Source organism: Salinimonas iocasae (assembly GCF_006228385.1).
Classification (GTDB): Bacteria; Pseudomonadota; Gammaproteobacteria; order Enterobacterales; family Alteromonadaceae; genus Alteromonas; species Alteromonas iocasae.
Genome location: NZ_CP039852.1, coordinates 606,142 through 621,301, shown reverse-complemented (window position 1 = coordinate 621,301; position 15,160 = coordinate 606,142). Strand labels below are relative to the sequence as shown.

The following is a 15,160-nucleotide window of genomic DNA, read 5'->3' as shown; positions in this document are numbered from 1 at the left end:
TTTGTTACTCTTCTACCAAATAACAGCAGGCGCTATGGCAAATCAAAAACAAGAACAACTCATCAAAGCGTTTAAAGAAATTCTCAAAGCTGAGAGCTATGGCTCACAAGGCGAAATTGTCGAAGCGCTCAAAGCGCAGGGTTTTGACAATATCAGCCAATCAAAAATATCAAGAATGCTGAGCAAATTTGGCGCAGTCCGCACCCGTAATGCTCGCGGAGACATGGTGTACTGCCTGCCGCCTGAGCTAGGCATGCCAACGGCGAAAAGCCCGCTTAAACAACTCGTTTTGGATATTGTACACAACAATGTCATGGTTATCATAAGAACCAGCCCGGGTGCTGCACAGCTTATCGCCCGGTTGCTCGACTCACTAAGTGCAAAAGACGGCGTTTTAGGAACAATTGCCGGCGACGATACTATCTTTATTGCGCCTGCGGACGTAAGCAAAATTGAAGCGCTACGTCAGCGTGTAGAAGACTTATTCGATAACGTGTAAAAGGCCACTTACGTGGCCTTTTCTTTCATTACTGTCCCAGTTTTTTAATCATTGCCTCTGCAGCGGGGCGCGATGAAGGCGGGTTCTGACCGGTAATCAAGTGACCAGACTCCACCACATACGGTTCAAAGTCACCTTTTTTAGAAAACTCCCCACCATTTTTTACCAGCTCGTCTTCAACCAGGTAGGGCACGACCTCTGTCAGTCCCACAGCGTCTTCTTCTGTATTTGAGAAGCCCGTAACGGGACGGCCCTTGATGTAAAAGTCACCATTAGTGTCTTTTACATCCTTAAGGACGATTGGCGCATGACAGACTGCTGCTACCGGTTTACCGGTCTGCAGTGTTGCCTCAATCAATGCTTTCGAATCTGCATTATCTGACAGATCCCATAGCGGGCCATGACCGCCAGGATAAAATACACCATCGAATTCGTCTGCTTTTACATCCTTTAACGGGATAGTAGACGCTAATGCGGAGCCCGCATTCTGGTCTTCTGAGAAACGCTCTGTATCGTCCGTCAATGCGTCTTTTTCCAGACTCATTGGGTCGATAGGCACCTCGCCTCCCATTGGTGATGCCAGCGTTATGGTATAACCTGCATCGACAAAGGCGTAATAGGGTGACGCAAACTCTTCCAGCCAAATGCCGGTTTTCTTACCAGAGTCGCCCATCATATCGTGAGATGTCATTACCATGAGTATTCGTTTGGACATAAACACTTTCTCCTAACTGAAGTTGTAATGTTCATACTGTGCGGATGGGCTGTGAGTTTATTTCTGCTTAGTTAATCATGCTTAAGGCTTAAAAAGATAAACGTCCAGAATGGCTATTTGCTATGTGAATGATAACTAGCATGCAGCACCTTTACCTGATGCGAAGGGTTGAGCGACCACCTGTTGTAGAAGATGGCTCGGAGACAGGCAACAAAAAAAGGCCACCCGAAGGTGACCTTTGTATCTGATAGATTATCAGTGTTTAGAAGTCGTAGCTGATACCTACACGTACTTCCCACAATGAAGGTCCGCGTTGCAGATTCTGCTCTGGCGCACCAAATGCACTGTATTCGTATTGGCCTTGCTCGTTGAAGTCTGCTTCTACCACAGTATCACCAACGAAAGACCCCTGACGGAAATCACCCCAGTCGTCATTCAACAGGTTAGTCAGGTTTTCAACCATGATGAAAGCACTGGCTTTATGGTCGTCCATGAAGCCTGGCAGTTCCTGAGAAATACGCAGGTCAGCTTTCACCCACCAGTCAGCCGTTTCGCTGTTGCGATCCAAGATTTCGCCACGCGTGAAGCCATTGCTTTCGACCCACTCATTAAAGCCGTTCTGGGCTTCTTCAGCGGTTTGTACAACATTGCCGTCACGGTCTACGCTATCCACGAAAACAACATTTGCATCGTTTACTTCAGGTATGTAAAGCAATTGACGAGAGCGTGCTTCATCCCAGGGGAATGCTCTGTTATTGCCATAAACATACGAGAAAGGCTTACCTTCGTTCGCTGTCGCGAACAGATTAAAGCGCGTGTTATAACCATCGAAGAACTCATGCGTATAGCTCAAAGACAGGTTAAAACGGTTGCCGACCGCGTAATCAGAGGTGGCTGCAGCAGGATTATTAGGATCGCTGGTTGCAAAATTTGTGTAGTTAGAAAACGCTACTGCACTGGTCATTGGGTTAGCATCTTCTGCATCAACATATGCATAAGATAAAGAGCCCTGGAACCCATTTTGCCAGTCTTTATTCACACCCAGTGAGAAGATGATTGAATCACCATCGCCCTGGTCAACATTACCCAGAATAAAGTCTTCACCTACGTCACGCTCAGGATCTACCTGCTCATAAATTGGACGGCCGTCAAAACGTGTTTCGCCGCTGTACTGGATATTTGCATCGCGAACAATTGCTGAATCCTGACGATCAGTGTAAATAACATCCGCTGTAACTACATAATCGTAAGGCGCAAGATATGTTGCACCAAATGCATATTTCCACTCTGACGGAATGTCGAAGTCAGGGTCAGTTGCATTAGTCTGACCATCGCCATCTGTTAGGCTGGTGTTAGCAACTTCGTCAAACAGCGCCTGCGGGATATCGTAAATAGGCTGGCCATTACCTGACAACGGTGTGTCAAACAACGAGCTTTCACCGCTTACCCAACCAGGGATATCGCTTTCACGTGTTCCAATATTAGTAACACCATCATTTGAATAGGCATTGGAGATCCAGACGTTCGGGTTACCACCTGAGTACAGACCTACACCACCACGCAGTTCAAGATCATCATTAACTGTGTAAGTCAGACCTAAACGTGGCTGCAGCAGGCTGATACCATCAACGTTCGCGGTGTTAGCAAAGCCGTAACGTTCCTGGAAATTCTCGTTAAGACGCGGTGTATCATCAGAGCCATAGGTGTCATAACGCAGACCGACTTTGACTTTTAAGTCGTCAGTAGCGTAAAACTCATCCTGTATGTAGAACGTAGTTACATCGAATGAGAAAGATGCACCGGCATCGTCAGGGTTGTTGGTACCTGCAGAGTTGTTGTAATAAATACGGTCTGGACGGCCAGCTTCAAAATCTGCTAAATCGTTAAAGCGATACTCACCTACTGTGTGTTGCATAAACAGGTTGAATACGTCAGTTTTTTCATACTCAACACCACCGGTGATTGTGTGCTCGCCCAGGTAATAAGTACCGGCAAGTTTAGCAGTAGTTATATCGTAGTTAAGGTCATTTGACTGACGAGAATCATCCGGGCCGATGTAGATTGTACCGCCATCAACGGTATCAATTTGCACTTCTGCAAAACCAGAGGCTGCATCAAGAGACTGCTGACGATTATCAAGCTTATTATGGCCAACGCGCAGCTCAGTTACAAAATCAGGTGTCCAGTCAGAGAACACAGATGCCACATAAGACTCTAGCTCTGCGCCACGCTCATAAAAGTGGTTGCTGAACGGTAATTCATCAGAATCGGCATCAGATTGACTGATGCTGCCACCGTCATTCCAGTTGTATACTAATGAGGCACGGTGATTTGCATTGATGTTCCAGTCTAACTTAATAAGCAGCTTTTCATCTTCGATAGGTGCAGAACCTGGCAATCCGCCTACATCGTAGCCGTAAACGCGCTGTGCAATTTCAGCAGCTGCATCAGCATCTTCCTGAGAAATACGCGTATTCAAACCGTTGTAGTTAAACAGCTGAACACCTTCCAGTTTCTCATAAGTCGTAAACAGGAATAATTTATCTTCAATAAGCGGCAGGCCAACATTGAAACCGTAACGGCGCTCATTATAGTTGCCGTTGTCCTGCTCTACACCACCAGCAGTGTCACCACGCAGTGAATCGTTGGTGTAATCGAAGAACACGCCACCGTGGATTTCATTGGTACCTGATTTAGTAACCGCGTTGATGTTACAAGCGGTAAAGCCGCCATACTCAACATCAAAAGGCGCAAGTTCAACAGCAACCTGTTGAATCGCGTCATAAGGGAAAGGCATACGCTCAGTCGGGTAACCGTTGCTGTTAAGACCAAACGCATCGTTCATGCGGATACCGTCAAGCGTCAGGCTGTTGAAACGCGGGCTTGAACCACCACAGCTGATTGCATCGTTGAAGCTTTCATCAACAAAAACACGGGGGTCAGCACGAACGATGTCAGTAATGCTACGGTTAATAGCAGGCGCATTTTCAAGATCATCAAGGCCAAAAACAGTTTGTGGGCCAGTACTTCCGAAATACTGTGCGCTCATTGCGCTACCGCTTACAGAGATAACCTCAATATCAGAAGACTCTTCAAGAGTCAGGTCCAGGCCGTAGGGGTCGCCCAGATTGATATAGATATCATCAATTGTTGTGTCCTGGTAGGTATCAGAATCAACGACAATTTGATAAGGACCGCCAACACGCAAACCACGCAGATTAAATGTTCCGTTTTCACCAACAGTCACTTCTCGAGTGGTACCTGAAGGAACGTGAATTACAGTTACTGATGTACCCGCTGCAGGTGTCCCAGTTGGTGTAGTAATTCTTCCACTCATCGCAGAGGAGGTTTCCTGCGCCATTGCAGCAGAGGCCATGCCTACTGACAATGCCACCGCAACCGCAACGCGACTGAACTTAGATTTGGAGATCATGTGTGTTTCCCTTATTTCTTATATAAAAGGTATTTACAATCAGCTGACTGACTTAATAACCAATGTGTTGAATTTTGTTCGCGGCAGATTGTTAAGTAGAAATGTTGCAAAAAAATGACGCTTTTTTCTTTTTGTTGCGTACAGATTATTGATAGCGAGTGGTAATACAAACCGTTAAGCGTTTACACACATTCCATTCCTGCTTCCAACCGGTAGCCCGTTCAACCTCATTTAAGGCGGGGCATATTTTTAACCTATGTACATCTAATAAACAGCGTTTGTTAAGATTCAAATTTATTAATGAAATAACCCCTATTTACAACAGCTTACTTAAGTAAAGTAAGATTACCTGTTGCATTAAATAAGCTTAACTGGTCAAATCCCCTCTACAAATAAAACTAAAATTATCACCTGCTTTTTTGCTTCGCTTATGTTGAGAATTGGAAAGACAGCATTAATCATCGTTATTGCCGGACTGTGTCTGGCCGCTGGTTTTTTCAGAAAACTTTCTGCCTTTGATGCTATCCCTCCTCAAATCGGGCAAATTTTAACCTGCGAAGCCCCACTTTCTACTAATAAAGACTTTCTGAATATTTATCTCACTGAGAATGCTGTTGCCGAATCACTACGGGACAATCTGTGTTCGAACGCCGTGGTTGGCCGCCAGTTTGGCACCATCAGACTGGTGGTGGGGCACAACGATTACGACACGTTCCGCTATATAAATCATGGGGTTGCTGATCTTGCACTGGTAAAAAGTAATGTGATTGAAGCATTTGGTGCAAATCTAATTTACGACTATGAGGTAATTGCTGCGCATGAGGATTACAGCGCGTACTTTATTGCACTGAGAGAAAAACCTGAGCTGTCAAAAGAATACCTTATCGGCAAACGTATCGGCATTCTCGACTATCCGAGTAGTCGCTCAGGTTATATCGTCCCCAAGACAACACTTCAGTCTCTTGGGCTTAACGATGAAAATGTATCGTTACATCAGTACAGTTCTCACAGTGCTTTACGCAGCGCACTACTGGCCGGTGAAGTCGATGTAATTTCCTCCTACTGGAGTGAAGATGACGACCGTTCGCTGTCCAAAAATTATGCGACTCCACTTGAAGATAATGTAAGCGGCATGCGCTGGTATTTAAAAATGCAAACGCGCAACACCGACTTACGTTGCGCATTACAGCGCGCGATATCGAAAACAGCGGCCGGCAGCGCAAAAAGCTACTATCAGAATATTGATATCGTAAAAGGGTGCCAGCGTGAAAAGACTTGAGACGTTTAAAAGCAACACGCAGTGGCTGAAAGTCACAGGCATTGCACTTGCCCTGTTTATTATATTTCAGATCGCCACCGGTACGGGTCAGGCAATAGGTACGCATGTATCCACACATAAGGCGATTGATCAGATAGAACGGCGGATTGGCCTGGATTCAGCATATCTTGATGTAGGCAATAAATTACTGGGTACTACGGTAGACGAGGCTGAAGTTGAAAGCTATATAGCGCGGCTGAACGCGACCCTTGCAGATTCAAATACACCGGTATCAGTTATTTCCCTGCAGAATGTCGAGTCAGCCTCCCCTGTTCATCAATACGGGCATATAACTGAATTTACAATGGACACGCCCGAACAAACCCTCGCGGTCAGGCTTTCGGTTACGCCGTGGTGGCACGCGTTTTCTCTCACTCCTCTGGCCTTTTTCGCTACGCTGGCAGTGACGCCAGTTATCGTCAGAATACGCCAAAATAAAAAGCGACTTATCGCTAGTGAGACTGCTGAATCTGAGCCGGTAGCACTGCCCCACCTGGTCATCGACCTCAACAAGAAAACGATTCGCAATGGTGTTGATGACACTGAAGCTACAATGCAAAATAAACCCTTCTGCTTTTATGTTGCATTGGTCAGGTACTGCATGGAACATCCCGATGTGCAATTAATGCATCACACTGATATCCCGCAGGAATTAACCGCAATGGCGAATACTGTTTTTGCCAGATTGATAGAACTGGGTCATACCAAGCGAAAACGCCCGGATTTTAATGCCAATCTCGACAAAACGCTGAGTGAAATTCGTTCCGCGCTTGAAGATGTTTTCGCTCCGTTTGCTGAAGCCAAAGAAAAATTTTATCCTCCTCGCGCTCAGGGGGAAGGCTCACGCTCAAAACAGCACTCGTTCGCGCTGAATAAAATTACCACGCAAGATGTTGAAATAATTGGCAACTAACCGAACGGTTATCCGTTCCAATATCATTGAGGCCGGCTATTACTGTATTAAAGTGACACGCAAAAAGCGCTCCACTAATAGATAAATACCAACTTAAGATTGATTCATACGGTGCAATTGCGTATCTTTGCGTCAGGAAAATCAGCCCCCTATTGTTATGCAGTCTCCATTAATTATTGCGATATCCGGTGCTTCAGGCTCTGGAAAGTCACTATTTACCGAAAATTTGCTTAAAGCGTTCTCAGTGCAGGGGCAGCCTGTACAAATTTTACGCGAAGATCATTATTATCGTGCCCAGGATCACCTTCCGATGGAAGCCAGGGAGCAAAATAACTATGACCACCCAAACGCATTTGAGCATGAATTATTAAAAGCGCACCTGCAATCGCTCCGCGAGGGCGAGGCTATTGCGTATCCCCATTATTGCTTCAAAACTCACACGCGATTGCCAGAAACCGAGCGGCTTTTACCAGCTCCGGTAATTATTCTGGAAGGTATTATGCTTTTGGCGCGCCCTGAGTTGTTACCCCTTTTTGATGTAAAGATATTCATCGATACACCTCTGGATATTTGTCTGATGCGCAGAATGATGCGGGATGTCAGGGAGCGCGGGCGTACACTGGAATCTGTGGCCAATCAGTACGAAACCACGGTTAAGCCTATGTACCATCAGTTTATCGAACCAAGTCGGTTCACCGCAGATGTAGTGGTAACGCAGGGTGGCAAAAACCAAATCGCTCTGGACGTGATTAAGTCTCATATTCAGCAAGCGTTATTATAATAAGAAAGGGACCCTACTATGGTAAGTTTACTGGGCATTTTATGTCTGCTTGGCGTCGCATTTTTGATGTCGTCTGCCAAACGGAGTATCAGCTGGCGTACCGTAGGTGGTGCTTTTGCTGTTCAGGCAATTATTGGCGCCTTCATTCTTTATTTTGAACCGGGCATACAGTTTCTGCACAGCATGACAATTTTTGTCGGCAATATTATCGGTTACAGTCAGGAAGGCATCGACTTTATTTTTGGCCCGGTTGGCGATAAAAGCCTTGGCTTTATTTTCGCCTTTAATGTACTCCCCGTTATCGTTTTTTTCTCATCACTGATAGCCGTACTGTATTATCTAGGCATTATGAGCTGGGTGATCAGACTGATCGGCGGCCTGTTGCAAAAGCTTCTTAAAACCAGCCGTCCGGAATCAATGTCGGCAGCAGCCAATATTTTTGTGGGCCAGACAGAAGCCCCTCTGGTGGTACGCCCGTTTATTCCACACATGACACGGTCTGAGCTATTCGCCATTATGGTGGGCGGTCTTGCGTCAATCGCCGGCTCAGTCATGGCTGGTTACGCCAGTATGGGCGTAGAATTAAAATACTTACTGGCTGCCAGCTTTATGGCTGCTCCCGGTGGCTTGTTGATGGCAAAGATAATGCTGCCTGAAACGCAAAAAGCCAATGATGAATTGACCGACATCAAAGCAGAAGATACTGATTATGCTAATGTCTTTGATGCTGCCGCCAGTGGCGCAGCCTCTGGTCTTCAGCTTGCACTGAACGTCGGCGCAATGCTGCTGGCATTTGTTGCTCTGATTGCTATGTTAAACGGCATCATCGGCTGGGCGGGTGAATTGTTCGGCTATGAAGCGTTGTCGTTTCAGTCAATGCTTGGCTTCTTACTGCAGCCCCTTGCATGGGTGTTGGGTGTGCCCTGGAGTGAGGCGCAACTGGTTGGAAGTTTTATTGGGCAGAAGATAGTGGTAAATGAATTTGTCGCATACCTTGACTATGTAGCAAATCAGGATGCGTTGTCGCCAATATCACAGGCCATTGTCACATTTTCGTTGTGCGGATTTGCCAACTTCTCTTCCATTGCCATTCTGATGGGTGGCATCGGCGCGATGGCCCCCACCCGCCGTAAAGAGATCGCCTCACTGGGTCTGAAAGCCGTTGTTGCTGCAACACTTTCTAACTTAATGAGTGCAGCGCTGGCAGGATTTTACCTTTCCCTGGGGTAGCCACTAACAGGGAAAAAACTGGACTAAGTAGTCAGGTTTTAATACATTAGCCAATTATAGACGGCGACACTGGTCGCCGTTTTTGTATATTGGGGTAAACTTAGTGCATTACCCCCGAGTTTTACAGGACACCGTTATGCAATTAGTTGCTGTTGACTATACATCAGAAAACGCGAAAAAAGAGTTCGTGGAGTCGCTACGGGAAACCGGTTTTGGCGTACTTAAAAACCATCCTATCCAGCAGAAGATGGTGACGGATATTTATGACGCCTGGCAGGCATTTTTTGATAGTGAAGAAAAGCATCAGTACGTTTACAACAAAGGTACTCAGGACGGTTTCTTCCCACAAAGCGTATCTGAAACGGCAAAGGGATTTACCAAAAAAGATATCAAAGAGTATTTTCACTTTTATCCCTGGGGTCAATGCCCTGAGCACCTTCGTCAGCAATTAGCAGACTACTATAAAGCAGCCAATGAGTTGGCGCGGGAACTACTGTCCTGGATAGAAGAATATTCGCCTGAAGATATTAGTAAACATTACAGTCAGGCGCTGTCAAAAATGATAGAAGATAGCGATCAGACCCTATTACGCGTCCTGCACTACCCGCCTCTAAGCGGAGACGAAGAGCCGGAAGCTATTCGTGCTGCTGCGCACGAAGATATTAACCTGATCACTATTTTGCCTGCAGCGAATGAGCCTGGTTTGCAGGTTCAGCTAAAAGATGGCGACTGGTTAGATGTACCCTGTGACTTTGGTAATCTGATTGTGAATATTGGTGATATGCTTCAGGAAGCATCAGGACATTACTTCCCGTCTACTTCGCACCGGGTGATTAACCCTGAAAATGCGGATATGACCAAGTCGCGTATTTCCCTGCCGCTATTCTTACACCCACGGCCAGATGTTCAGTTATCTGAGCGCCATACGGCGGGCTCCTACCTTCAGGAGCGACTTAAAGAGCTTGGTGTAATCTAAATATTGAAAAAGGCCCTGAATGGGCCTTTTTATTTTATACGCACTTCGCATTACGATGACTGAAGCGCCGATAGCTTGCTCTGATACCTCGCTTTCAGATTCTCATCAGGCACCAGCCTGGCCGCCTTCACAAGTTGCGTGCGCGCCTTAGCGTCCTCTCCCAGCGCGACATAGGCTTTTGCCAGACCAAAGTAGATTACATGCTGGCGACGGTCTAGCCTCAACGCCGCTCTGAAATGACTTAGCGCCTGGGTCGGTTTACCTGCCGCTAATGCGTCTTCTCCCAGCATCGTATGGTAAAACGGATTTTGCTGACGCTCGCGAGCCAGCCTGTTCTGGATTTTCTGAGCCTCGTTTTCCCGTCCGGTTGCTGCGTACAGAATAGAGAGATTTTCCCAGGCAGTCAGGTGGTTAGGATTAACCTTTAATGCGCGTTGGTAACTGGCTAGCGCCGAATCGTTTTCATCCAGCCTGCGATACAGCACACCAAGATTTACCCATGCCTGTGACAGCGTGGAGTCAGTATTCACTGCCGCTTTGAAGTACCGGTATGCGGTGCTGTAGCTGTCACCCAGAAGTGCATCAGCCCCTTTGTTATTGTAAAACATCGCAATAACCCGCTTGCGTGAAATAGGTTCACGAGTGAAGTCGTTACGCGCTTCCTGAGGGTCAAAATCAACATCAGCGAAAGCTTCTGAAAACACAATATCGTTAGGGTTTTTATGTGGACTTATTCGCAGGTTGATATGCCCGTTTAACAGATTCACCCCTTCCCTTCTCGTCCAGTATTCCGGAATATTCACCTGGTAAAATTGTGGCGATAGCCCTGCATACTTTGCCATTGCGTAGGTCATGACCGAAAGTGAAAGACAATTTGCCTGACCTCGTTCGAAGGTTGTTGCTGCATTGGTGTTGGCTGCGCTTTGATAGCTTAGGCCTAACGCGGCATGGTCAAATATCTGATTGACGAGGTTTCGGATGTTCTCGCGGGTTGTACGTATCTCGGACTGTGTCCGATCCACAAATGCCTGTGCCTCGCTACTCAAAGCAAAAATAGTATGGGAATCTTCCACCGGCGATAGCATATAGGAGGGGAATAAATCATCTCTAAAAACACTGGTCGAAGGCGTTTGAGTAATGTTGCTTTCAACCTGGGTGGCACAACTTGCGCAAAACAGTACGCCTGACATAAACCAAAGCTTTATCCATTGGCTCATAACGACCTCCTGAGCCAGCCCTGGCATTTGAAAAGTTCACGACCTTTTTAGTATAGACGTCATTGGTTAATAAATGTTCATAATCTTTCCCTTATTTACCGGCGTAGATAGGAATGCAAATGCAACACAAACTGTAATTTCAGGAGAAAGAAATGAAAACATCATATATCGCGAGCGCAGCGTTTACCGCTGTCGCATTAACACTTGCTGCGCCGGCAATGGCTAATCATCATAAAGATAAAGACATGATGGACATTGTGGCAACCGCTAAATCAAACCCACAATTCTCAACACTGGCCACTGCTATTCAGGCTGCAGGCATCGGCGATACGCTTAAAGACTCAGGTGATCTTACTGTTTTTGCACCCACCAATGAGGCTTTTGAAGCGCTTCCGTCAGGTAAACTGGATATGTTGTTAAAACCTGAAAACAAAGAAAAGCTGATTGATGTGCTGACTTATCATGTTGTTGAAGGAAAAGTCATGGCCAGTGATGTGATGGATATGGATTCGGCGACATCTCTGGAAGGAAGCGATATTCATATCTCAGTGGATGGCGACACGGTAATGGTGAACGATGCCACAGTCATTAAAGCTGATGTAAAAGCTTCCAATGGTGTTATCCATGCAATTGATAAAGTCATCATGCCTAAGAAGCGCTACTAAGTTTATCCAGGCTGCCATCTCCCGCTGTAAACCAGCTGCTAACCTGCGGCTAAATGCCGCAGTGGGAGGCCTGTTCACTATCATTAGTCTATCAATATCCACTCATTAGCTAATATAAATATTCCCAATCCGGCCAATACGCATCCTGCCAGAACATCCTGCCAGTATTGTAAACGACTATGTTTTCTGAAGAGACGTTCAACCCCTTTAGCTACTGTCACAACAAACAAATCAGAGCCAAACGCGAGTAGCGTATACAGCCCACCGAGCACTAAAAACTGAAGCTGAATATCGACAGCACCAGCGCGGGTAAACTGCGGCAGGAAGGCAATAAAAAACAACACAGTTTTTGGATTTGTCAGCTCCACCACCAGACTTCGCATCATTAGATTTTTGGTAGCCTTGTTCTTCCCATTATCAGTAACGAAGGTATTAGTAGTATCGGCCTGGCGAATTGTTACCCATCCCAACCATACAAGATAAATCGCACCGCACGCTTTGATGAGTAAAAACCATGTCGGGAAATTCATAACTAATGCTGACATGCCAGCGGCGGATAGCATGACATAGATGCAACTACCGATTGCCATTCCCAGTGCCGCTGACACGCCTGCTTGCCAGCCACAACTCAGTGTACTTGCCACGATATAGAGGTTCGAGGGCCCCGGTGAAAGGGTAAGTGTGAGTGTTGCAAACACAAACGCAGTCAGCAGGTGAGCATCTGGCATGATAGTTTTTCCCTTAAAGTGTACTAATAACCGTCTCAATGCGTAGGCACTATATTCGACACATTTCTTTTATTAGTCACTTCGACCGGCTCATCAGGAGCAATTATGATAACGCTTTACCAATATCAGCACTGCCCGTTTTGTTTACGTGCAGACATGGTCGCGAATTACCTCGATATCAGACACCAAAAAGTTTACCTGCTCAATAACGATGAGGAAACGTCAATGCGACTGGTAAACAAAAAGTCTATTCCGATACTGGAGCTGGAAGATGGCACTGCGCTTTGTGACAGTGAAGAAATTATTAGCCGACTGCAAACATTTTCAGAGAATAAAGTAGTAACGGATAAGGTTAATCATGATGAGCAACTTGGTGCTTTTCATGATATCAAAGATGAGATTGATGCCATGCTTTTCCCAAGAACCATTTTGATTAAGCAACCGGAGTTTTCGACGCCCGCGGCGCGTAATTATTTTCAAAGCGAGAAGGAAGCCTTATTAGGCATGAGCTTTGATACGGCCATGGATAACTCCAAAACCTACCAGAACCGCATCGAAAAAACACTTTCAGGTATGTCAGACATTGTTTTACCTTCGCAGCGCGATGACAGTCTAAGTATAGCTGATCTCTATCTATATCCGTGGTTACGAAATCTGACAATGATTAAGAATATCAAAATGAGAGACAACCAGAAGACGTACCTTGAAGAAATTTCCGTACTGACTAACACCATTGGTTATACCGACAGAGCACAGTAAAAGTCTGTTGTAAGGGTTTAAAAAAAACCGTGTTCCGATAATACAGAAGAGGCAATGATGATAGAAAGTTATTGGTGGACGATGACCGGGCTATGGGTCATTTTAATTACCGTGTTTGTTCAGAACTTTGTAGCTGCGGCAGCCCATGGAAAATCTGATAACGCCGTGCCGGGCAAGCTTGACGATGACCTGAGTCATGAGTCATTCGTATTTCGCTCACATCGCACATTCCATAATTCGCTGGAAAACTTATCAGTCTTTGTTTTGCCTTCCCTGCTCGGTATTTTTGTTGGGGTAGATGCTGTTGTGCTCGCAGCACTTGTATGGACTTACGCGCTGGCAAGGCTACTGCACATGGTACTGTATTATGCTATTGCCACAGAGAAAAATCCCAGCCCGCGCAGTTATTTTTTCCTGGCCGGTTGGCTGGCTACGGCGGCACTGTATGTCATCGTAGCGATGAAGCTTTTTTAACCCGAACAAAGTTACAGCACAACGTCCTAACGTACTGAAATAAATAACTGGTTTTTATTTAAAAAGCGGTTCGTTTTATTTAAAGTGGAACAACGATGTAATTAGCGCGCTTAGTTGTAGGGTTATTTCGCCCTGTTTCGTTAGCCTGGCGTGGCAGATAAGGGATGCACGTTGATTTTAAAACAGGATACCGGACGCACGCTTAATGCCTGCACCGTTTTGATTGTGGACGACCAGCCTACTAGCCGGTTAATCATGACTTCTCTATTGGAAGATATCACCCAATGTCATGCAGTGGCTGGCGCCAGTGAGGCCCTGGATTATTGTGCTGCGCAACTACCCGACCTTGTGATCAGCGATGTAAGCATGCCAGAGATGAGTGGCAGGCAGTTGTGTGAGGCGTTGCGTAGTAATCAGCCAACTGCAAACATACCGGTGATGTTTGTTACCGGTTCGGACAGTGACGAAGAGCAGGAAAAGTGCTGGGAAGCAGGCGGTGTTGACTTTGTAACGAAGCCAATTAACGCTACCACCTTTCGCAACCGCGTTAAAACGCAGCTTAATCATAAGATTAAAGCCGACCTGCTAGAGCAGCTTATTTATACAGATCGACTGACCGGCGCCTTCAATCGGCACTATCTGGAAGAGCGCCTGCCTTTTATCGTTAAGGATTGTGAGCGCGAATCACAACCGTTATCTCTGGCCTTACTTGATATCGACTTTTTCAAACAATACAACGATGAATATGGCCACCTGACCGGAGACGAGTGTCTTTGCCGATTGACCAGAGCGGTAAATGAAGCACTGCTTCGCCCGATGGACAGAGTCGTCAGAGTCGGCGGTGAAGAGTTCCTTTTGCTTATGCCAAACACTGCTCTCAACGGTGCTGAAATTGTTTGTAACCGGGTGCTCGAAGCTGTAAGGCGTTTACACATTCCACACATTGGTTCGCCATTTAAAGAAATCACAGTTAGCATCGGGCTTGCGCTTTATCAAACTGGGGCCAGCGAATCGGCCACGGCAGTTATCGCCGAGGCAGACAAACATTTGTACAGAGCCAAAAGCGCCGGGCGCAATCAACTGGTTTTTGAATAACGGAGTGACGTTCTGATGTCTGATACCCCTATTACTTTCAACCGCGAAGGCGCTCTACAGCGACTGATGAATAATGAGACATTGTTAAACCGTATATTGGAAATATTCTTCGGGCAGGCAGAAACCCGTCTTTCAGATATCAGGCAGGACATCCAGCAGGGACGTTATTCAGACGCGCAGGCAACCACGCATGGCCTAAAAGGCAGTGCCGGAGAAGTAGGTGCAGAACGATTGCATCGGTGCCTGGGCGATCTCGAAAAAGCGCTAAAAGAAAATAGCGCTCAGGCAGAAGAGTTATATAAAGTCGCGGTTGTCGAATATCAGCAATTCAGCCAGCAGGCCAGATAGCCCGCTGAA

General features: G+C 46.2%; 15 protein-coding genes. 11 read left to right on the top strand and 4 right to left on the bottom strand.

Annotated elements, in window-relative coordinates; genetic code table 11:
• Window positions 1–34: 34 nt before the first annotated feature.
• Window positions 35–499: a transcriptional regulator ArgR gene (gene argR, locus FBQ74_RS02725; RefSeq protein WP_139755205.1), complete on the top strand. Its 465-nt coding sequence runs from the start codon at window positions 35–37 to the stop codon at window positions 497–499.
• Window positions 500–527: 28 nt separating this feature from the next.
• Here argR and FBQ74_RS02720 read toward each other — a convergent pair whose 3' ends face one another.
• Window positions 528–1,214 (bottom strand): type 1 glutamine amidotransferase domain-containing protein, encoded by a 687-nt coding sequence (locus tag FBQ74_RS02720; RefSeq protein WP_139755204.1) that lies wholly within the window; start codon window positions 1,212–1,214, stop codon window positions 528–530.
• A gap of 262 nt (window positions 1,215–1,476) precedes the next feature.
• Complete coding sequence (locus FBQ74_RS02715; protein ID WP_139755203.1) at window positions 1,477–4,647, bottom strand: TonB-dependent receptor; 3,171 nt, start codon at window positions 4,645–4,647, stop codon at window positions 1,477–1,479.
• A gap of 430 nt (window positions 4,648–5,077) precedes the next feature.
• Between FBQ74_RS02715 and FBQ74_RS02710 the strand changes: the two genes are divergently transcribed.
• The 5 genes from FBQ74_RS02710 to FBQ74_RS02690 all read left to right on the top strand — a co-directional run bounded on the left by FBQ74_RS02710 (window position 5,078) and on the right by FBQ74_RS02690 (window position 9,865).
• Window positions 5,078–5,926, top strand: a complete 849-nt coding sequence (locus FBQ74_RS02710; RefSeq protein WP_139755202.1) for a PhnD/SsuA/transferrin family substrate-binding protein — start codon at window positions 5,078–5,080, stop codon at window positions 5,924–5,926.
• Window positions 5,913–6,878, top strand: a complete 966-nt coding sequence (locus FBQ74_RS02705) for a hypothetical protein (RefSeq protein WP_139755201.1) — start codon at window positions 5,913–5,915, stop codon at window positions 6,876–6,878. The genes FBQ74_RS02710 and FBQ74_RS02705 overlap by 14 nt, the downstream gene beginning before the upstream one ends.
• 157 nt (window positions 6,879–7,035) lie before the next feature.
• Complete coding sequence (gene udk, locus FBQ74_RS02700; protein ID WP_139755200.1) at window positions 7,036–7,659, top strand: uridine kinase; 624 nt, start codon at window positions 7,036–7,038, stop codon at window positions 7,657–7,659.
• An 18-nt stretch (window positions 7,660–7,677) separates the two neighbouring features.
• Window positions 7,678–8,889, top strand: a complete 1,212-nt coding sequence (locus FBQ74_RS02695; RefSeq protein WP_139755199.1) for a NupC/NupG family nucleoside CNT transporter — start codon at window positions 7,678–7,680, stop codon at window positions 8,887–8,889.
• Between the two features lie 136 nt (window positions 8,890–9,025).
• Window positions 9,026–9,865: an isopenicillin N synthase family dioxygenase gene (locus tag FBQ74_RS02690; protein ID WP_139755198.1), complete on the top strand. Its 840-nt coding sequence runs from the start codon at window positions 9,026–9,028 to the stop codon at window positions 9,863–9,865.
• Window positions 9,866–9,915: 50 nt separating this feature from the next.
• Here FBQ74_RS02690 and FBQ74_RS02685 read toward each other — a convergent pair whose 3' ends face one another.
• Entirely contained in the window at window positions 9,916–11,082 is a 1,167-nt protein-coding gene (locus FBQ74_RS02685) for a tetratricopeptide repeat protein (RefSeq protein ID WP_168190593.1), read from the bottom strand.
• Window positions 11,083–11,234: 152 nt separating this feature from the next.
• Between FBQ74_RS02685 and FBQ74_RS02680 the strand changes: the two genes are divergently transcribed.
• Entirely contained in the window at window positions 11,235–11,747 is a 513-nt protein-coding gene (locus FBQ74_RS02680) for a fasciclin domain-containing protein (protein ID WP_139755196.1), read from the top strand.
• 83 nt (window positions 11,748–11,830) lie between these two features.
• On the opposite strand, the gene FBQ74_RS02675 is transcribed toward FBQ74_RS02680, so the two are convergent.
• On the bottom strand, window positions 11,831–12,475 hold the full coding sequence (locus FBQ74_RS02675; RefSeq protein WP_139755195.1) for a LysE family translocator: 645 nt from the start codon (window positions 12,473–12,475) through the stop codon (window positions 11,831–11,833).
• 105 nt (window positions 12,476–12,580) lie between these two features.
• On the opposite strand from FBQ74_RS02675, the gene grxB reads away from it, so the two are divergent.
• The 4 genes from grxB to FBQ74_RS02655 all read left to right on the top strand — a co-directional run bounded on the left by grxB (window position 12,581) and on the right by FBQ74_RS02655 (window position 15,151).
• On the top strand, window positions 12,581–13,234 hold the full coding sequence (grxB, locus tag FBQ74_RS02670) for a glutaredoxin 2 (protein ID WP_139755194.1): 654 nt from the start codon (window positions 12,581–12,583) through the stop codon (window positions 13,232–13,234).
• Window positions 13,235–13,291: 57 nt separating this feature from the next.
• Window positions 13,292–13,708: an MAPEG family protein gene (locus FBQ74_RS02665; protein ID WP_139757858.1), complete on the top strand. Its 417-nt coding sequence runs from the start codon at window positions 13,292–13,294 to the stop codon at window positions 13,706–13,708.
• Window positions 13,709–13,879: 171 nt separating this feature from the next.
• Window positions 13,880–14,803, top strand: a complete 924-nt coding sequence (locus FBQ74_RS02660) for a diguanylate cyclase (protein WP_139755193.1) — start codon at window positions 13,880–13,882, stop codon at window positions 14,801–14,803.
• A gap of 15 nt (window positions 14,804–14,818) precedes the next feature.
• Complete coding sequence (locus FBQ74_RS02655) at window positions 14,819–15,151, top strand: Hpt domain-containing protein (RefSeq protein WP_139755192.1); 333 nt, start codon at window positions 14,819–14,821, stop codon at window positions 15,149–15,151.
• The last annotated feature ends 9 nt before the right edge of the window (window positions 15,152–15,160 follow it).